Origin of the sequence: Chryseobacterium carnipullorum (assembly GCF_003815695.1) — a bacterium.
Lineage (GTDB): Bacteria > Bacteroidota > Bacteroidia > Flavobacteriales > Weeksellaceae > Chryseobacterium > Chryseobacterium carnipullorum.
This window is the reverse complement of sequence record NZ_CP033920.1, coordinates 1,585,930-1,605,305: the sequence shown is the minus strand read 5'-3', so window position 1 is coordinate 1,605,305 and position 19,376 is coordinate 1,585,930. Positions and strand designations below refer to the sequence as shown.

The 19,376-nt window shown below is 38.6% G+C and carries 19 protein-coding genes and 2 tRNA genes; 11 read left to right on the top strand and 10 right to left on the bottom strand.

The window, feature by feature from the left end; translation table 11 throughout:
• Nucleotides 1–55: 55 nt before the first annotated feature.
• The 9 genes from EG346_RS07410 to EG346_RS07370 form a co-directional block, all read right to left on the bottom strand.
• Entirely contained in the window at nucleotides 56–796 is a 741-nt protein-coding gene (locus EG346_RS07410; RefSeq protein WP_123877757.1) for a hypothetical protein, read from the bottom strand.
• Nucleotides 783–1,193, bottom strand: a complete 411-nt coding sequence (locus EG346_RS07405; RefSeq protein ID WP_073328826.1) for an energy transducer TonB — start codon at nucleotides 1,191–1,193, stop codon at nucleotides 783–785. The genes EG346_RS07410 and EG346_RS07405 overlap by 14 nt, the downstream gene beginning before the upstream one ends.
• Nucleotides 1,194–1,202: 9 nt before the next feature.
• Nucleotides 1,203–1,688, bottom strand: coding sequence for an energy transducer TonB (locus EG346_RS07400; protein WP_123877755.1), 486 nt, complete (start codon nucleotides 1,686–1,688; stop codon nucleotides 1,203–1,205).
• A gap of 118 nt (nucleotides 1,689–1,806) precedes the next feature.
• Complete coding sequence (locus EG346_RS07395) at nucleotides 1,807–3,051, bottom strand: MFS transporter (RefSeq protein WP_123877753.1); 1,245 nt, start codon at nucleotides 3,049–3,051, stop codon at nucleotides 1,807–1,809.
• Nucleotides 3,051–4,784 carry a thiamine pyrophosphate-dependent enzyme gene (locus EG346_RS07390; protein WP_123877751.1) on the bottom strand — a complete coding sequence of 578 codons (1,734 nt, stop codon included), beginning with the start codon at nucleotides 4,782–4,784 and terminating at the stop codon, nucleotides 3,051–3,053. Before EG346_RS07390 ends, EG346_RS07395 begins: the two co-directional genes overlap by 1 nt.
• A gap of 318 nt (nucleotides 4,785–5,102) precedes the next feature.
• Nucleotides 5,103–6,302: a diaminopimelate decarboxylase gene (gene lysA / locus EG346_RS07385; RefSeq protein ID WP_181876124.1), complete on the bottom strand. Its 1,200-nt coding sequence runs from the start codon at nucleotides 6,300–6,302 to the stop codon at nucleotides 5,103–5,105.
• A gap of 259 nt (nucleotides 6,303–6,561) precedes the next feature.
• Entirely contained in the window at nucleotides 6,562–7,785 is a 1,224-nt protein-coding gene (locus EG346_RS07380; protein WP_123877749.1) for a 3'-5' exonuclease, read from the bottom strand.
• Between the two features lie 28 nt (nucleotides 7,786–7,813).
• Nucleotides 7,814–8,092, bottom strand: a complete 279-nt coding sequence (locus EG346_RS07375; RefSeq protein WP_123877747.1) for a hypothetical protein — start codon at nucleotides 8,090–8,092, stop codon at nucleotides 7,814–7,816.
• 90 nt (nucleotides 8,093–8,182) lie between these two features.
• Entirely contained in the window at nucleotides 8,183–9,709 is a 1,527-nt protein-coding gene (locus EG346_RS07370) for a helicase HerA-like domain-containing protein (protein ID WP_073328808.1), read from the bottom strand.
• 364 nt (nucleotides 9,710–10,073) lie between these two features.
• Here EG346_RS07370 and EG346_RS07365 point away from each other — a divergent pair, with 364 nt between their 5' ends.
• The 3 genes from EG346_RS07365 (at nucleotide 10,074) to EG346_RS07355 (ending at nucleotide 12,225) form a co-directional block, all read left to right on the top strand.
• A complete protein-coding gene (locus tag EG346_RS07365; protein WP_123877745.1) occupies nucleotides 10,074–11,483 on the top strand; it encodes an MBL fold metallo-hydrolase in 1,410 nt (469 codons plus the stop codon).
• A 4-nt stretch (nucleotides 11,484–11,487) separates the two neighbouring features.
• A complete protein-coding gene (locus EG346_RS07360) occupies nucleotides 11,488–11,862 on the top strand; it encodes a rhodanese-like domain-containing protein (protein ID WP_123877743.1) in 375 nt (124 codons plus the stop codon).
• Between the two features lie 63 nt (nucleotides 11,863–11,925).
• Nucleotides 11,926–12,225, top strand: a complete 300-nt coding sequence (locus EG346_RS07355; protein ID WP_034701246.1) for a thioredoxin family protein — start codon at nucleotides 11,926–11,928, stop codon at nucleotides 12,223–12,225.
• A gap of 67 nt (nucleotides 12,226–12,292) precedes the next feature.
• On the opposite strand, the gene EG346_RS07350 is transcribed toward EG346_RS07355, so the two are convergent.
• Nucleotides 12,293–13,045: a nitrilase-related carbon-nitrogen hydrolase gene (locus EG346_RS07350; protein ID WP_123877741.1), complete on the bottom strand. Its 753-nt coding sequence runs from the start codon at nucleotides 13,043–13,045 to the stop codon at nucleotides 12,293–12,295.
• A 101-nt stretch (nucleotides 13,046–13,146) separates the two neighbouring features.
• Here EG346_RS07350 and EG346_RS07345 point away from each other — a divergent pair, with 101 nt between their 5' ends.
• The 8 genes from EG346_RS07345 to EG346_RS07310 all read left to right on the top strand — a co-directional run bounded on the left by EG346_RS07345 (nucleotide 13,147) and on the right by EG346_RS07310 (nucleotide 19,155).
• Nucleotides 13,147–13,587: a DUF6646 family protein gene (locus EG346_RS07345; RefSeq protein WP_123877739.1), complete on the top strand. Its 441-nt coding sequence runs from the start codon at nucleotides 13,147–13,149 to the stop codon at nucleotides 13,585–13,587.
• Nucleotides 13,588–13,689: 102 nt separating this feature from the next.
• Nucleotides 13,690–15,171, top strand: a complete 1,482-nt coding sequence (rseP, locus tag EG346_RS07340; protein WP_123877737.1) for an RIP metalloprotease RseP — start codon at nucleotides 13,690–13,692, stop codon at nucleotides 15,169–15,171.
• A gap of 81 nt (nucleotides 15,172–15,252) precedes the next feature.
• Nucleotides 15,253–15,329: transfer RNA gene (locus EG346_RS07335), tRNA-Asn, on the top strand.
• 86 nt (nucleotides 15,330–15,415) lie between these two features.
• Nucleotides 15,416–16,135, top strand: a complete 720-nt coding sequence (locus EG346_RS07330; RefSeq protein ID WP_123877735.1) for an AAA family ATPase — start codon at nucleotides 15,416–15,418, stop codon at nucleotides 16,133–16,135.
• Nucleotides 16,136–16,271: 136 nt separating this feature from the next.
• Nucleotides 16,272–16,345, top strand: a tRNA-Asn gene (locus tag EG346_RS07325).
• 157 nt (nucleotides 16,346–16,502) lie between these two features.
• Nucleotides 16,503–17,405 (top strand): hypothetical protein, encoded by a 903-nt coding sequence (locus tag EG346_RS07320; protein ID WP_123868027.1) that lies wholly within the window; start codon nucleotides 16,503–16,505, stop codon nucleotides 17,403–17,405.
• A gap of 233 nt (nucleotides 17,406–17,638) precedes the next feature.
• The gene (locus EG346_RS07315; RefSeq protein ID WP_059344231.1) at nucleotides 17,639–17,980 is read left to right on the top strand and encodes a helix-turn-helix domain-containing protein; all 342 of its coding nucleotides are present in this window, start codon (nucleotides 17,639–17,641) and stop codon (nucleotides 17,978–17,980) included.
• On the top strand, nucleotides 17,968–19,155 hold the full coding sequence (locus EG346_RS07310) for a VapE domain-containing protein (protein ID WP_059344230.1): 1,188 nt from the start codon (nucleotides 17,968–17,970) through the stop codon (nucleotides 19,153–19,155). The genes EG346_RS07315 and EG346_RS07310 overlap by 13 nt, the downstream gene beginning before the upstream one ends.
• The last annotated feature ends 221 nt before the right edge of the window (nucleotides 19,156–19,376 follow it).

Sequence of the window (19,376 nt, the reverse complement as noted above, 5' to 3'; positions counted from 1 at the left end):
ACCCCTGAACAGATTAGTCTGCAAAGATACAAAATATTGTGACAGAATGGCAGGGCTATCTTTCTATAAATTTTACAGAAAATTCCATTGGATATACAATTTTCTGTTTGATCGGAATATTTGAATAAAGAGCGGGTTTCCAAACTTTTTTAAGCCTGGAAAAAGTTCTCAAGAAGTTCATATTAAAATTTTGGTTGTCTATTTCAGGATAGATTCTGGGATTGGTCATATAGCCTTTATCATTGACATAGAATTCTAAACTAAGAGCTCCATTGATCTGATAATCTGCAAAAATTGTCATAAAATTATCATGGAAATCTTCATTCAGCTTTTTGTTTCCTCCGGGATACTGTGCGTGGATTACAAAAGTACGGGCATCATAACCTTTTTTATAGTTACTCATCAGATCTTTAGGATAGAAGATGAATTCAGTAATAGCACCAATCTTAACCCCTTTTACATCAGCTACTTTCCAATTCTTCAGGTTTTTCAGGACTTCCATTGAAAGATCAAAGGCACATTTGTTTTTTGCAATATTTACGGTGTCATTATCCTTTATCTTCTTGACAGTTCCCTCTTTTGTAATAATAATTCTGGGTTGATAAATTTCTTTTTCACCACATTCTTTGAATTGATTATGGGTCAGATATTCATGGGCCTGTTTATAAAACTCTACCGCTCCACCTTCATAAAAGTACTGGTTTTGAGGATAAGACTCTAGAACATTCATTTGCGCATAGGTGACCTGAGAAGAAAATATCAGCAGGAAAAAGAGCAGTACTCTAATCTTCATCATATCCATGGGTACTGAAATTAACCTTTACAATCATTTTGGAATCTACCGGAGTATTGTCTTTCATAGCTGGTTTCCATTTTCCTTTGATCTTTTTCATTGCATACTTTACATCATCTACAAACATTTCGCTGTTTCTGATCTTGGGAAGAATATCAAGACGATTCATTTTCCCATCCGGCGATATATTGATCACAAAAGTTACTTTGCCGTTGATCGCATAACTCTGGGTATCTACATAAGCGTAAAGCATCTCCATGAATTGCTTTCTGAAAGCTTCGTCTCCACCAGGAAATTCTGCTTTTTGAGTATATGATGATGTTCCTTCAACCTGAGTTTGTTGAGAGAAGCCTTTAATTCCAATGAACAATAAAGGCAGTAGTAAAAGGTATTTTTTCATCTGATCAATTTATAGATCTGTGGTTATAGAAGAGAAATTCATTTTAAGTTTGATCTGGGAAGAAACAGGCTGGCCGTTGCATGAAGCAGGAATCCAGTTCTTTTTGATGCGTCTCACTACGTATTTCATATCGTCAAAAAAGTAAGCGCTGTTAGAAACTTTCGGACTTCCTTCTATATTGGTTACTTTTCCGGTCTTATCTACGGTAAGGGTAAAGGTAAAATCGCCGTTCAGAACATAAAAATCTGAATTCAGATAATCATACATAAACTTCTGCAGCGTATCCTTATAAACAGCTACGCCTCCTTCAAATGCTGCAGGTTTGAAATCATTGCAATTCTTCACCGCAATCTGCAGAAGAGGTTCTTTGATGTCTATTTTCAGGAGGTTTTTATTATTCTCCGTCATTGGATTGTCGTCTCTGTCTTCAACATCCTGCTGGGCCAATGCAAAATTCGCCATAAGGAGTGCTATAAACAATGTAAAAACTTTCATAGAACCGTATTCATTAGTTAATAAAATTACTTTAACAAAGTTAATTATTTAAATTTTGTATCAAAAAGAAAAACTTCAGGCTTTCACCTGAAGTTGTAAGATACTATTGAGATTTATTTTACGCAGTTAAAGCCTGAGCCTGTGCTTTACTTCCCGTTTCTTTTAATAGTAGTGAAATCAAAACAGCGAGTACAATTCCTGCTATCCAGAATAAGATGGAGTGTTGAAAATGTATTTCTCCGGAAGAAGCATCCAAGCTTTTCCCGAACCATCTGCTGAACAACGGGCTCACCAATGTGGTCACTCCGAAGGTGATAAAATTGATAGCACCGGTTGCACTTCCTTTGACATAGTCAGGATTCGCTTCTTTGATGATAGAATAAGGGATCATAGCAGCTCCGGAACCCAGACCGAAAATAAACATACTGATCTTGGCCGGATAAAGCTCCGGAAGGTATACCAGCTGCAGAAAGCTTAGAATCATTAAGAATGCACCACCAACCAGAACAGGTTTTCGCCGCCCTATTTTATCTGTAATAAAGCCTAAAACAGGACACCCGAATACCCATCCAAAAGCAACCATTGCACTTGTGATGGCCGCATCATGAAACAAAAATCCTTTGTCTTTTTGAAAAAAAGCGACTCCCCATGTCATGGCAAATATGGTGGTAGGAGCAAACAGAAGCCCGGAAATAAGGCCACATAACCATGATTGAGGGTTTTTAAAAACGATTTTATAGGGTTCTAAGTAACCCACTTTTTTAACATTCTCACCGGGCTTTGCTTCAGCCTGTTTTTCTCCAGGCGTTACAAAGAACAGACAAAATGCTGTAATCACCGTGATAATCCCCGACCAAAGCCAGAAAGTATCTATATTGACACCCTGCTCTACCCAAGGTCCCACTACAAACTGTCCTGCCGTTCCTCCCAGCATCCCGATACATTGTGTAAATCCTACGGCCGTAGCCAGAGATTTTGAGGAAAATCCTTTACTTGCCAGATACACACAGCCCGGAAATGCAAAAGCACAACCCGCACCCTGCAATAATCTTCCAACCACACCTCCGGAATACGCAGACGCAAGAAACAACAAACAACCGACTCCCAGAATTAAAGCTCCGGCAAAAAGTGATTTTTTTCCCCCGAATTTATCCAAAGCGATTCCGGCGATCAAACTGCAAGTGGAATAAGTGTAATAATAGGTTCCGATAAGGCTGACAAGCTTCAGTTCTGTTGTACTGAAATTATTGACAAGCTCAGGGATCATGACGGCCGGCGCTGAACGGACTACATAATCCAGAAAATAGAATACCAGCCCGAATAACCAGGCAATGACATACCATCTTTTTAAGGAAACACTCATTACAACAGTCCTTTTATATGTTTATAATTGGTTTTTACCGTGTCCAGAACTTCTTCCATTTTCCCACCAAGCATCAGCTGAGCCATGGATTTAGTCATTCCCAGAACCTGATCGAAATCTACTTTGGGAGGAAGAGCCAGTGCATTTGGATTGGTAAATATATTAAGAAGATAAGGTCCGTCATAGGCCAGACATTCTTTTATCGCGCTTTCTACGTCTTCGGGTTTGTGAACATTTTTTCCCGGATACCCCATAGCCTGAGCTACCATTGCAAAGTCAGGATTGATCATATCGGTTTCATTGTCCGGCATTCCGCCTACCTCCATTTCAAGCTTTACCATTCCCAGGGTTCTGTTATTGAAAACGATCAATTTTACCGGAAGTTTATACTGGAAGATGGTGGCCATATCTCCGAGAAGCATCGAAAGTCCTCCATCTCCGCACATGGCAATCACTTCTTTTCCCGGATGAGCGAGAGCAGCACCAATAGCCATCGGCATTGCATTGGCCATTGATCCGTGATTGAAAGATCCCAGCATTTTTCTTTCGCCAGTCCCTGTAATAAATCGGGCACCCCAAACACAACACATCCCGGTATCTACAGTGAAGATTGCATCTTTTTTAGCCAGCCGATCGAGGGTATGTGCTACATATTCCGGTTGAATCGCATTTTCCTTTCCAAAGTCTTTGACATATTCAAGCTGGTTTTCTTTTACTTTTTCATAAAACGCCAGCTGTTCATTAAGGAAATGAATATCTGTTTTTTCTTCAATCAACGGCAGTAAGGCTTTAATGGTTTCTTTAACATCTCCTGCCAGCCCAAGCTCCAGTTTGGCCCTTCTTCCCAATCTTTCAGGACTTTCATCAATCTGGACAATTTTATTTTTTACCGGCATAAACTTTTGATACGGGAAATCAGTTCCCAGCAGGATCACAAGATCAGCTTCGTGCATTGCATGATAGGCTGATGGGAATCCCAGAAGACCTGTAAGTCCTACTTCATTTGGATTATTGGGCTGAATAGCCATTTTTCCACGGAAAGAATAGCCAACCGGTGCTTTTAAAAACTTTGATAATTCTATGACCTCAGCATTCGCTTCTGCTGCTCCAATTCCGCAATAAAGCGTTACTTTTTTACTTTCATTGATGAGATTTGCAAGACTTTTTAATTCATCATCAGAAGGTCTGATAACGGGGTTGGTCCTGAATATTTGGGTGGAAGTAGAACCTTCTTCGGCATCCAGCTCTGAAACATCTCCCGGAAGCCCGATTACAGCGACCCCTCTTTTTGAAATCGCGTGCTGAATGGCGCTTTGCAGTGTTCTCTGAACCTGTTCAGGCCTTGTGATCATCTGATTGTAGTGGCTGCAATCATCAAATAGTTTGATAGTATTGGTTTCCTGGAAATAATCCATTCCCATTTCGTCACTTGGAATGGTAGAGGCAATAACCAGCATCGGAACGTGAGATTTATGTGCTTCATAAACTCCGTTGATCAAATGAACGTGTCCGGGACCGCAGCTTCCTGCACATACTGCAAAACCATCCAGTTCCGCTTCTGCGGCGGCGGCATAGGCACCAACTTCTTCATGTCTGACATGGATCCATTCGATGCTGCTTTTTTTCACGGCGATATTGAGATGATTAAGGCTGTCGCCTGTTACTGCATAGATTCTTTTTACATGGGCAGCTTCGAGCATTTCAACGATCTGCTCTGCTATGTTTTTAGCCATAATACTATTTTTGGTGTTTATTTTCGTTATAGAATACTGAAAAGGATGAGAATCGATGCGTCGTTTTTAGCATAAAAAATTCTTCACTCTCTCAAATTTAGCTAATAAATTATAATTTTCATGCCAACAGACTATTAAAATTTCAACATATTTTGATAGTAATTATCGAAGAAAAAAGTTTTAAACCCATGAATTTTTTTTAAATGAAACTCAACTTTATATTCTTAAAAACCTAATTCTTAATCACTAAAATTTACTATTTCTTTCAACAAAAAACTCCGCAAATTACTGCGGAGCTTATATGATTTGTATCTGATTTTAAATTACTTCTATCTGGTTTCTTAACAGGTCTTCAAATTCGTCTCTTTTACGGATCAGGTGTGCTTTTCCGTCTAGGAATAATACTTCAGCAGGTTTTAATCTTGAATTGAAGTTGGAACTCATTTCAAAACCGTAAGCTCCGGCATTATGAAAGGCAAGAATATCTCCTTCTCTGACTTCATTCAGTTTTCTGTCCCAAGCAAAAGTATCGGTTTCACAGATGTTTCCTACTACCGTATAGATTCTTTCCGCTCCCTTAGGATTAGAAAGGTTTTCGATCTTATGGTAAGAGTCATAGAACATCGGGCGGATCAGGTGATTAAATCCTGAATTTACGCCTACAAAAACTGTCGCTGTCGTCTGTTTAATCACATTAGCTTTCACCAAAAGATAACCGCTTTTTCCTACTAAGAATTTTCCCGGTTCAAACCATAATTCGAACTTTCTTCCGGTAGATTTTGTGAACTGAGACAATACGTTTTCTACTTTTTTCCCCAATGTTTTCACGTCGGTTTCTTCTTCACTGTCCTGATAAGGAATTTTGAACCCGCTTCCCATATCCAGGTATTTAAGATTCGGGAAATGCTCAGAAAGTTCCAGCATGATATCCAGCGCCTGTAGAAAAACGTCCGGATCTTTAATCTCACTTCCGGTGTGCATGTGAAGACCTTCCACATTAAGGTTGGTACTTTTCATCACTCTTTCGATATGACGAACCTGATGAATGGAAATACCGAATTTACTATCGATATGCCCTGTTGAGATTTTATAGTTTCCTCCTGCAAAAATATGTGGATTAATTCTTACCAGGATCGGATACGTACTTCCGTATTTATTCCCGAACTGCTCAAGAATAGAAATATTATCTATGTTAATATGAACTCCGAAAGTCATTGCTTCTTCTATTTCAGCCAGATCAACACAATTGGGCGTAAACAATATTTTTTCTTTCGGAAATCCTACTTTTAGTCCAAGTTTCACTTCATTAATAGAAACACAATCCAAAGAAGCACCCAAGTTCTTGACATACTTCAGAATGTTGATGTTTGTCAACGCCTTTGCCGCATAGAAAAACTTTGTGTGTTTTAAAAAAGAAGATGTAAGTTTCTCGTATTGAACTTTGATGGATTCAGCATCGTAAACATACACCGGGGTGCCAAACTCAGTGGCAATCTTTAATAATTCTTTTGAATTCATAATTTCATTTTAACATAAAAAAAGGCAGATTCTTAGATAAAGAGTCTGCCACATTAATTATTTTTATGCAAGACAACTCTTTTAAATATTCCAAACCTTAGAAAACTTTACAGTTCCCTTTTTTCCGGTTTTAATTTGTTTAAAATTTTGCATTGCTTCTATTTATTTTTTACAAAAATACTATTTATTTTTTATTTTAAGAAAATTCATTTGAAAGCATCTTCTTTTGCTAAAAACTCCTAAAGTCTGAATTTCTTTATTACTTCGGTAATGGTAAGGTCTCAAAATCACCCCGAAGCAATGCCAGCTGCAGATCATTATGTAAGTCTGTAGAGGGCAAAGGAAGATCAATCTTCAGTTTTGAGATCTTGCTCATGGTCTGAATCTGGGTAAACAGGTCATAAAAACCGTAAGACATTATCTTTCCATTTTCAATGATCATGAACATCTTTTCACCCAACTTTCTCCCCTGACCAAGCCAGAGTTCATTTCTTTTTCTGAAATCTATTTTTTTAATGAATACATTGATATCATTGAACTCTTCCTGAAGTCCAATAAACTGAACGGCTTTTGTTCCCTGGGTAAACGATCTGAATTTAAGGATGGGTTTTTCAGTTTTATTCAGTTTATTTTTTTCAACGATGTATTTATTGTTTCTAAAATAAAGTCCGAACGGAAATACTTCCTTTTTTTTGATGTTTTTAGAATTCAGGATGAGCTTGGCAATAATATCTGTTCCTGTAAGTTCATAATTGATCTGCTCAACCTCCTGCTGAACCTGCTCCCATTTTTTAGACTTGGAATTAAAGACCTTCTTTGAGAATTTATTGATATCCGGAACATAGTCTGATAAAATGATTTTTCCGGCTTCATTCTGAAAATAAACAAACCCTTTTTCATTCGGTAAATCCTGAGTCAGGATCTTGATTTTATTGATATAGGTTTTCGAATTGGTTTCGTCATGTTGCTTCTGGATGATCTCATTTTCAGTATCTTTTGAAATCAAAAGCTTGAACAGTTCCAGCGTGGCTCTTGCATCCCCGTCGGCTCTGTGATGATTTGTCAACGGAATCCCTAAAGATTTCACCAATTTTCCGAGTGAATAACTTACTTCATCCGGAATCATCTTTTTCGCTAAAGGAATGGTATCTAAAGTATTGATCTGAAATTCATATCCCAATCTTTTGAAAGACTGGCGGAGCATTCTGTAATCAAAATCAATATTGTGACCTACAAGCGTGGTATTCCGGGTAATTTCAATGACTCTTTTTGCTATTTCATGAAATTTTGGTGCTGTTTTAACCATTTTGGGCGTTATATTGGTCAGTTTCTGCACAAAAGGGGTAATATCGCTTTCAGGATTGACAAGAGAAATAAACTGGTCAGTAATTTTCTGACCATCATACCTGTAGATGGCTATATCTATAATGCATTCATTTCTATAACCTGCACCATTACTTTCTATATCTATGATCGAATACATTGAATTTTTAATTATACTGCTATTTTTTTTAATTAATATTTATAATTCCCGTCATTATCAGACAGGAGCTTAACGGTATGAGGCTTAGTACATAACCCATGCCATACGTCCATAACGGCTGCAATTGCGCCTGTTGCCAATCTTTAGTGTTGGAAAGAAACACCGCAAAAAAGACATACAGACTACTGAAAGAAATTATTCCGCCCAATAACTGATAAAGCCATTTTTTATTTACCAATAAAGGCAATGCGGCTAAAATAACAAAAAATATATCAAAAAAAGTAAAACGCGTATTGATACTGTCCATGACCAGATTCTAAATAGCCAGTCGAATACAATAAAAAGCTGATACTCTTTTCATAGCAGATGATTTTTTCGAAGAATTAATTTTAAAATTCTATCTCTTTCTTCCCCCCAGTCCAAACATTCCAAGAAGCGCTTTTGCTCCTTCCCGCATCAAGGTGCTGGTAAAAGTTCTTCCCGCTTTGCTTTGAAGGACCTGCTCAAACATTCCGGGTTCTTCTTTTACCGGTTTTGTTTTTTGGGTTGGTGCAGAATTTTGGGCGGCCTGCTCCATTCTGTTTGTTAATATTTCATACGCAGACTCTTTGTCAACAGGTTGTTCGTATTTGGCTACTAACGCAGATTTTCCCGTCAGTTCTGAAATTTCTGCATCACTCAAAACATCCATTCTTGATTCAGGAGAGATCAGATAGGTATGAACAAGTGGTGTAGGAATTCCTTTTTCATCCAAAGCAGTAATAAAGGCTTCTCCAATTCCAAGATTCTGGATCAGGCTGGAGGCATTATAAAATTCTGTTGTGGGGTAATTTTCAACAGCTTTGGTAATCTCTTTTTTATCTTTTGCCGTAAAACCTCTCAATGCATGCTGAATCTTCAGCCCTAACTGTGACAGCACATTCTCAGGAACATCACCCGGAATCTGTGTAATAAAATAGATCCCGACTCCTTTTGAACGGATCAGTTTGACCATTGTTTCAATTTGGGAAAGCAATGCCTTGGAAGCTTCATCAAAAATTAAGTGAGCCTCGTCTATAAACAGAACCAATTTAGGTTTCCCACTATCTCCTTCTTCAGGAAAAGTCATGTAAATTTCTGCAAACAGAGAAAGCATAAATGTTGAAAAGAGTTGTGGTTTGCTTTGTATTTCGGCAACTCTTAAGATATTGACCACTCCTTTTCCATCTCTGGTTTCCAAAAGATCATGAACGTCAAAACTTAATTCTCCAAAAAAGTCAGAGGCACCCTGCTGTTCCAGTGCCACGATAGATCTTAGGATTGCCCCTAATGAAGCGGAAGCAATAGATCCATAATTGGCTGCCAGTTCAGCTTTCCCCTGAGCATTGTCCGTCACATACTGCAGAACTTTCTTTAAGTCACTGAGATCAATTAATGGAAGGCCTTTATCATCACTGTATTTAAAAACAATAGACATAATACTCTGTTGGGTATCATTCAGCTCCAGGATCTTGCTTAACAAAACCGGACCGAATTCTGTCACAGTCGCCCGTAGTTTTACCCCTTTTCCACCGGAAATGCTCATCAGCTCTACCGGAAATGCCTGCGGATTATACGGAAGTTGTGTTTTGGCATATCTTTCTTCGATCACAGGATTCATCTGGCCGGCTTCAGCTATTCCTGAAAAGTCACCTTTAATATCCAAAACTAAAGATGGAATTCCTGCATGAGAAAGCTGCTCTGCAAATACCTGAAGTGTTTTTGTTTTTCCCGTTCCTGTGGCCCCTGCAATAAGACCATGACGGTTGATTGTTTTCAAAGGAATAGTTACATTGACTTCCGGTACTACTTCACCGTCCAGCATTCCCTTTCCCAGTATAATGTGTTCTCCTTTTGGAGTATATCTTGTGTTCAGTTCTTCAATAAATTGTGTTTTGTCTGCCATCTGATCTTTTTTAACCTATAAATATAAAAGTTTTTGTAAAATATCTGACCATTAAAGTGATATTCCAGAATAATCTTAGTGAATACACTTTAAAAATCCATGAAACTCCTTTTCTTCAAATTCTAAACAATGAGAGAAGGAAAGAATGCAAAGAATAGCCCTACACAATTATTTTCATTTTTTGCACATGATAAAAAACATTGCATTAAATCACTTTTTCACGACATACCCTTTCCATTTGAAAACAAAGGATTTTAAGGCTTTCACCCCTCGAATATTGAAAGAAACTATCGCACGGATTTAACATTTCATTTACATTTCATCTAATACTTCGTATCTTTATCTAAAATTTAAAAAAGACCCAATGAAAATTGAACAAATATATACGGGCTGTCTGGCTCAGGGTGCCTATTATATTGTATCAGAAAATGAAGCTGCCATTATTGATCCTTTGAGAGAGGTAAAACCTTATCAGGATCGTCTAGAAAAAGACAATGTTACTTTAAAATATATTTTTGAGACTCATTTCCATGCTGATTTTGTTTCAGGACATTTGGATTTAAGTCAAAAAACGGGGGCTCCCATTGTTTACGGACCTACTGCTCAGCCTGCATTTGATGCAATCATTGCTGAAGATAATCAGATCTTTGAGATCGGAAAAATAAAAATAAAAGCACTTCATACTCCGGGACATACGATGGAGAGTACCACCTATCTGCTCATCGATGAAAACGGTGTTGAAACGGCTATTTTTACAGGCGACACTCTGTTTCTGGGTGACGTCGGAAGGCCTGACCTGGCACAGAAAGCAACCAATCTTACGCAGGAAGATCTTGCCGGAATTCTGTATGACAGTCTTCAGACAAAAATTATCCCTCTGGACGACAGTATTACCGTTTATCCTGCTCACGGTGCAGGTTCAGCATGTGGAAAAAATATGCAGAAAGAAACAGTCGACATTCTGGGAAATCAGAAAAAGACCAATTATGCGCTTAATCAGCCTGATAAAGAATCATTCATCAGAGAAGTTCTGGACGGTCTTACTGCTCCACCGAAATATTTCGGAATGAATGTAGCCATGAACAAAGGCGGATATGAAAGCCTGGATGTGGTAATGAACAAAGGCCTAAGTCCGATTGCTGCTGAAGATTTTGAGGCTTTTGCAGAAGATTCGGGCGCTTTAATTTTAGATACAAGAAGCCCCGCAGAGTTTCATAAAGGATTTATTCCTAATTCAGTTAATATCGGTTTAAAAGGAGATTTTGCGCCATGGGTCGGAAATATGATTGTAGATGTAAAACATCCTATTTTACTTGTAACTGATACAGGAAGTGAAGAAGAAGTCATTACCCGATTAAGCAGAGTTGGTTTTGACAATGTTTTAGGATATCTCGACGGCAGTTTCAGTGCATGGAAAGATGCAGGAAAAGAAACTGACGAAATCAAAAGAATATCTCCCGCTGAATTCGCTGAACAGTTTACAGAAAACGCTAAAGTAATCGATGTCAGAAAACTAAGCGAATATTCTGCGGAACACGTTGACAATGCATTCAATAAGCCTTTGGATACCATCAGTGACTGGGTAAAAACCATAGATGACTCGGAACACTTCTTCCTTCATTGTGCAGGTGGATACAGAAGTATGATTGCAGCAAGCATCCTTAACTCACACGGAATCAGAAACTTTACTGAAATAGAAGGAGGTTTCAACGGGATTAAAAAGACGGAAAAACTACCAACTACCGATTTTGTATGCCAGTCAAAGACTTTGTAATACCATGACAGTAAAGATTTTCGGATTCCTTTTAGCTGCAATTTTAGTGGTAACCTCTTGTAAAACAGCGGGTACGGGAATAGCCCCAATAGCAGATATCAGAGAAGTGGTCAACAGTTCAGATGCCACCTTAGTGGATGTAAGAATTCCGGAACAGTATGAAGCAGGAACCGCAAAGAACGCTATCAACATCCCATTAGCTGAACTACAGAATACTATAGATTCGCTGAAAGGCAAAAAAATTGTTGTGTTCTGTAATAAGGGAATACAGGCCGATCAGGCAATGGAAATCCTGAAGAAAAATGGCATAGAGGCTTATGACGGGACCAGCTGGAAAAATGTAAAAGCAATACAGGATGAGAAATCATCCGGAAAGTAAAAATAATTAAGCCATTAAGATTGATCAAGGAGAATCTTAATGGTTTCAATAAAAACTAGAACTATGTCACAAAAATTTCAGGAAATCATCAATTCGGAAAGACCTGTACTTATTGACTTTTTTGCTACCTGGTGTCAGCCATGTAAAGTACAATCCTCTGTTTTAAATACGGTAAAGGAAAATATCGGCGAAGGAGCCAGAATTATCAAAGTAGATGTAGACCAATATCCCGCGTTGGCGGCACAATATGGAGTTCGGGGAGTTCCAACATTGGCGGTTTTCAAAAACGGTGAACTCTTATGGAAAGAAAGCGGTGTTCATGATGTGAATACACTCACGGAACTGCTTAAACAATATTCTTAAAAATTCAGGCTAAGGCTGAAATTGAGAAAAGAAGATATTCTGCTTTAGTCTCAAATTCAGCCTTTTCCTATAAATCTATTGTAAACTTATCTCTGTCATTAAGAAACTGAAAGTGCTGTCTGAAGTCTTTCAATTCATCTATATTGAGTTCTGCAGAGATGATATTTCCGTTTTTTTGGGAAATTTCAGTTCCGTCTGCGAAAAAGCAGTGTGAACTTTCCTGATAAAAAAGATTATTTCCGTCCGTCCCAATCCTGTTTAAACCAAAAACAAAAGACAGGTTTTCAATGGCTCTGGCTTTTAAAAGGTGTTCCCATGCTCCGACTCTCTTCTCAGGCCAGTTGGCGATGTATAAAACAGCATCATAATCATCATTATTTCTTGCAAATACCGGAAAACGAAGGTCGTAACATACCTGAAGTAAAATCCGGAATCCTTTATAATTCACAATGACCCTTTTATGTCCCGGGCTATACACTTGATCTTCTCCTGAAAAAGAAAAAAGGTGTCTTTTATCGTAGAAAAAACTTTCGGAGTCAGGCTGCACAAAATACATTCTGTTATAAAAATGACCACCCATTTCTACCGGAGCACTTCCACAAAAGGCTGCATTTTTTTCTTTTGCCATCTTTTTCAAAAACTCCAGAGATTCTTCATGTCTGTCTGAAACTTCATCTGCATCCATACAGAAACCTGTAGAAAACATTTCTGGAAGCAGAAAAATATCCGCTTCCTGACTTTTCAACTGATCTTCGATTAATCGAAAGTTTTTGTCCTTATTTTTCCAGACAATATCTAAATTAAGCCCTGTAATTCTCATAAACTTTGTTAAAAAACTTCACTAAAAATACGATTTTTCAATGATTTCGGTTCTATTTTTGATGAGGATATTTTTCATTAGTATCATTTAAAAGTAAAATTATGAAGAAATTGTTTTTTGTGTTGATGATGGCATTTTTAGGAACGACAGCCAATGCGCAGGCTTATACAGGAAAAGGTGATCAGAAAATTCAGCTTGGATTGAGTGCATGGGGTTATGGAACGGGAGTTACAGGAACTTATGACTATGGACTAAACAAGCTTGTATCTGTTGGAGCAGGGCTTAATGCTTACTTTGGTGATTATAAAGATAATGATAAAGACAACCGTGTTTTTGTATTCGGAAGGGTAAATTTCCACCTTCAGGAAGCTCTTGACCTACCCGCTAAATGGGATATTTACCCAGGAGTTGACGTGGGAGTACTAGGGAAAGATTTTGGGATTGGAGCTCACATCGGAGCCCGTTACTTTTTCACGGAGAAAGTGGGTGTTTTTGCAGAAGTAGGCAATAACGGCAGTATAGGTGTTTCTTTCAATCTGTAATATCAGCTTAATATATGACAAAGCTTCTCATTTAGGGAGGCTTTTTTATTTGGCATAGTTTTGATAATTGTTACCTTTGCAAATTAAATCTAAAAATTATTAATGGAATTAGCAATCAAGATTTTCCAGTTCATACTAAGTATTTCTATTTTAGTGGTTCTTCATGAGCTTGGACATTTTTTACCGGCAAAATGGTTTAAGACCAGAGCTGAGAAATTCTTCCTGTTTTTCGATCCTTGGTTTTCTCTATTTTCAATGAAGAAGATCAACGGAAAATGGCAGTATAAATTTATTTCGAAAAACCTTCCGGACACAGAAACCATTGTAGTAGATGGTAAAGAGAAAGAAGTCCCTATCGATATATCAAAACTTTCAGACAACGACTGGAGAAAACATCCTGAGCAGACGAAATACGGAATCGGATGGCTTCCTTTTGGTGGCTATGTGAAAATTGCAGGGATGATTGACGAAAGCATGGACACCGAGCAGATGAAAAAACCTGCTGAGCCATGGGAATTCAGATCGAAACCGGCATGGCAGAGACTAATCATCATGCTTGGAGGGGTTACAGTAAACTTTTTCCTTGCCTGGATTATTTTCGGAAGTCTTTCTTATTTCAACGGAGAAACCTCTTTTGATACCACGAAGGTAGATACGCCGATGCATTATACCAATATTGCCAAAGCAATGGGCTTTGAAGACGGTGATAAAATCTTAAAAGTAGATGGAAAGGTCCAGAACAATCTGGATAAACTGTCTTTGGATATTTTATTAAGTGATCAGGTAACTGTTCTAAGAAATGGTAAGGAAGTTACTTTCAACACGAATGATGACGGAAAAGCACTGGCTTTCAAAGATGATAATCCAAGAGCATTCCTTACGCCAAGATCTTTACCTATTATTGATTCCATTGTGAATCCTAAAGCAGCTGAAGCAGGTTTAAAAATAGGAGATCAGATCGTTTCTGTAAATGGCCAGAAAATCAATTATTATGACGAACTGCAAGGTGTTGTTGTAAAGAATTCAGGAAAAGCAATTAATACGGAAGTATTAAGAGCCGGGACAGTTCATCCTTTAACCCTTCAGGTTTCGAAAGAAGGCACACTAGGCATTATGTCTTATAAGCAAATGCAAAAGTTCGCCAGCACACAACATTTCACATTTATAGAATCTATCGGAAGAGGCTTTACCAGAAGCATTGAAAGTTTGACGTATCAGGTGAAGCAGTTTAAACTGGTATTCAACAAGAAAGTCCAGGGATACAAAAAAGTGGGTGGTCCTTTGGCGATCATCAAGAATATGCCTGTAGAGAAGTCGAAAGACGGAGGTGTATCTATCAACTGGAGTATGTTCTGGAGTTTTACAGCAATGTTCTCGGTATGGTTGGCATTTCTGAATCTTATTCCAATTCCTGGATTAGATGGCGGACACGTTTTGTTTACATTATGGGAAGTAGTTACAGGCAAACCTGTACCTCAGAAAGTATTGGAAAACGCACAGATGATTGGGGTTATCTTCCTGCTAGGATTGATGTTACTGATCTTCGGAAGTGATATCTTTAAAGCACTTACCGGCAGTTTATAATTTTTTTGAAATTTTTTCTAAAAAATATTTGTAAGGTATAAATATTCGTCCTATATTTGCACCACTTAAAACAAAGGACATTCCTACTTAGCTCAGTTGGTTAGAGCATCTGACTGTTAATCAGAGGGTCGCTGGTTCGAGCCCAGCAGGAGGAGCCAAAAAAAGACTTACAGAAATGTAGGTCTTTTTTATTTTGCATACATTTTGCTGATGAGAATTGACACTATTTAATCAAACAAGCACGATGCCCTACCTGTCCCGGATTTATTTAAAAGATGATCATCCTAAAGATTATCCCTTCAATCTTCCGTTTTTACGCAAAGGTTTAGATCTGAAACTTAAAAGCAATGTCTCTTTTTTAGTTGGTGAAAATGGAATTGGCAAATCCACCCTCCTGGAAGCTATTGCAGAAAAGTGTGATTTCAATGTATCGGGAGGCAGCAGGAATCACAATTACAATTTTCACAAGACAGAACCTGAACTCTCCGAATACCTTACCCTATCCTGGAAAACCAAAACAGGCCAGGGATTTTTCATGAGAGCCGAAAGTTTTTTCAACTTCGCCACGTATATTGATGAAGTTGCCAAAGAAGACAGAAGGGTTCTTGACGCGTACGGAGGCAAATCCCTGCATCAACAGTCGCATGGCGAAGCTTTCCTTTCATTATTCCATAATCACTTCCAGAAGGGCCTCTATATCCTTGATGAGCCAGAATCTGCCCTTTCACCACAAAGACTACTTTCATTATTATCCGTCATTCACAAATTAGAAAAAGCAGGAAAGGCTCAATTCATCATTTCCAGCCATTCTCCGATTCTGATGAGCGATCCCGGCGTCGAAATTTATTTATTGGATGATCCAATTCAACGAACTCATTACAAAGATACAGAGCATTATCAGCTGACCAAGAATTTTTTAGAATCTCCGGAACTCTATTTCCGTCATTTATTTGAGGATTATTAGAGTTAAACAAAAAAAGATTGAAATATTTCTTCCTGAAATTCAACATTTTTGCTCAAAATCCGCCGTTTATTAAGGATAAAATTTGCCTGATATTAATATTCCTTTTATATTTGCAGCACCTTAAACAGAGGAAAATTCCTCCTTAGCTCAGTTGGTTAGAGCATCTGACTGTTAATCAGAGGGTCGCTGGTTCGAGTCCAGCAGGAGGAGCTTTGACAATCAAACACTTACAGGAATGTAGGTGTTTTTTTTTATATTTGTCACGAACATTTCACGAACAAAAGTATTTTATTTTAATGCTATTTTTGTGTAAGAATATTTTAGTACGTTATATATGACTGACTTCTATATCGCAACATATATTCTAATGGTAACCTTTACAATCCTTGTCCCCTTCTATCTTGCAGGGCGGCTTTGGTTTGCGTTCAGTCCGTTTGCGATAAACTATTACTCCAAGGAAAGGGCAAACTGGTATAACGACTGGAACACCCAGCGGTTTTTAATCGTTTTGAATTTATTTTTGGTTTCATTGTCGCTTTCCTTTTTCTGGGGCGGGAAAATACTGGAAGATATCCATGCCGAGAAGATCGACTTTACCCAAATCCTATTCTATATCATTCTTCAAATTCTTGCCGTAATCCTGTTCGAGGTAAAAATGGAACACCCATTTAAGCCAATTCAGGCATTCAAAAAATTCAAGAAAAACAGTTATAGCGAAAGGTTTGAGTTCCGAGAAAAGCAAGACGCGGCAGATAAAATAGAACACCATTCCAATGAGTTAAAAAGAGAATTTTTGAAAGTTGGCACTAAGATTTCAAACGAATTAAATAATCAACAAATCATTTTATCTGAAACCAACGAACTCGCAAAACACAACAATAATATCCTACAGGAATCCGATTTTGCTTTTGAAATAAAAAAGAATCCGAATATGGTCATTGATGACATTTTGCGGGATTATTTTATTTCTAAAGATTCCGAGAGGGATTTATCGGACTTTTTACTGCGGAAGAAAAACTCTGGAAAGATTCTGTTTACAAAGCCTGCAAGGAACGGCGTGAGCGTACAGCCTATTTTGGACTTTTTCTCGACCTTTACTAATGTTATGGAAAGTTGTAAATCCGGCACAATAACCCAAGCCGAAACCTGCAAAATTATCAACGCCGTCACCTCGGCAAAAGACAGGCTCGGAAATATCGCAGAAGAACCAATAAACAGCAGGAACCTCTCAAAATATCTTTCCAACAGCGATGTTCAGGATGATATATAGTCTAAAATCCAAAAAAACATTTTCTCTTTAAAAATCATATTTATCTGATAACCAGAATTATAAAGGCGACAGTTAGTCGCTTTTAATGGTTTATTGACTAAACCATTATAAAACAAAACCTCCTATTGAACGCACATTTCTTTAGGTTGTTTTATTTTACAAAAAACTTTTTAAGTCGCTTTTAGGCGGCTATTTCTTTGGGAAATATCTTGGCCTCAACAAAATTCAACGAAATGAAAGACCAAGAAAGACTAGCTGCGCTAGAAAGCCAAATGTCCACTTTGGTAAACTCGCAAAAAGAGTTTACCTCCAAGGCGCTACAGATGCTCGCCCTCGGAACCAAGAAGATCTATTCCAAGGAAGAGGCCGCGCTGTTCCTCAACCTGGATCCGGACTATCTCTACCAACTCAAACACCACGGCAAACTGAAGGCCTACAAAAAGAAGGGGCAAAAGAAAATCTACTTTCGCAAAGAAGACCTAGAAGCTTATCTTCTGGGGGATAATGTGGAGGAAATACAAAATGATGACTACGATGCATTCGAGCAGGAAATTCTGGAGCGATGGAAGAAATAACCAACAAGCCGGCTGAAGAGCAAAAAATCCCAGTACTCTACCAAACCGCTTCCGAGACCACTACCATTTTCGATATGGTGATGAAGTATCTGGAAAGCAAGTATGACCTTCGCTTTAACGCCATCGCCCTGGAGATAGAAATATCGCTCAAGGGAAAGGACGACTGGACAGAGCTAAACATCAACTCCCTGCTGATAGAACTCGTACAGGCCGGGATGCAGATCACCATGCAGAAGTTGGAGATCCTCGTACGGAGCCACTTGATAAAGAGATACAACCCTTTAGCGGAATACTTTAAAAAACTCGCGGGCTGGGACGGCGAAGACCATATCAGGAAGCTGGCGGGATTTGTTCGGACCAACGACAGCGAAGCGTTCCGCTACCATCTCGAGAAGTGGCTGACCCGTGCCGTGCTTTGCGCATTGAAGAAAGACTATGTCAACAAGCAGTGCCTCGTGCTGGCAAGCTCCAAACAGAACACGGGCAAGACCACCTTCCTGCGGTTCCTCATTCCCGACGGGCTTAGGGGTTATTATTCCGAAAATGTCACGGTGGACAAGGACGGCATCATCGCTATCTGCAAAAACTTTATCCTCAATGCCGACGAATTGGCCGTCCTGTCCAAATCGGATGTCAACACGCTGAAATCCTTTATCTCGATGGGCGGCGCAAAGGTGAGGGTGCCTTACGGGAGAAAGCCGGAGAACATGGACAGGATATGTTCCTTTGTTGCCTCCACCAACAGAACAGATTTCCTTACCGACGAGACAGGAAGCGTAAGGTGGCTGGTTTTCGAAGTTTACAGCATTGATTTCGCCTATGCGGAGGAAATAGACATAGACAAGGTATGGGCGCAGGCGTACCACAATGCTTTTGAAAGAAAAAATTACCAACCGGAAATGACGCTCTCGGACATAGAGGCTAATGAGCTGAGGAACGAGCAGTTTTCCCAGCTTTCACTTGAGCAGGAAATCGTTTCCGCACACTTCGAGAAATCGAAGGACATCAAGGATTTTCTTACGGCGACGGACATCGTTGTGGCAATGAACAACGCCCTGAATTTAAGATTGAACAATATCAAGGTCGGAAAGGCGCTCACCAGGCTCAAGTATGAAAGAATCAAGCATCCGAAACTGCAGGTTTACGGCTACCTGATCCGAAGAAAGATTGACTGAAAGAAAGTTTAAATCCTTGACATTCAATTTATCCTACCTACTTACCTAAGTGGACTTACAGAACTCATTTTCAAATTTTTATCAAGGTAATAAAATAGATAAGACTTTACCTAAACTACCATAGTTAAAGAAGGGATCCAATTAACAGGTAACAACAAGGTAAGTCATTAATTGATATAACTAACTGATATTCAATATTTAGGTAGGCAGGTATGGAAAAA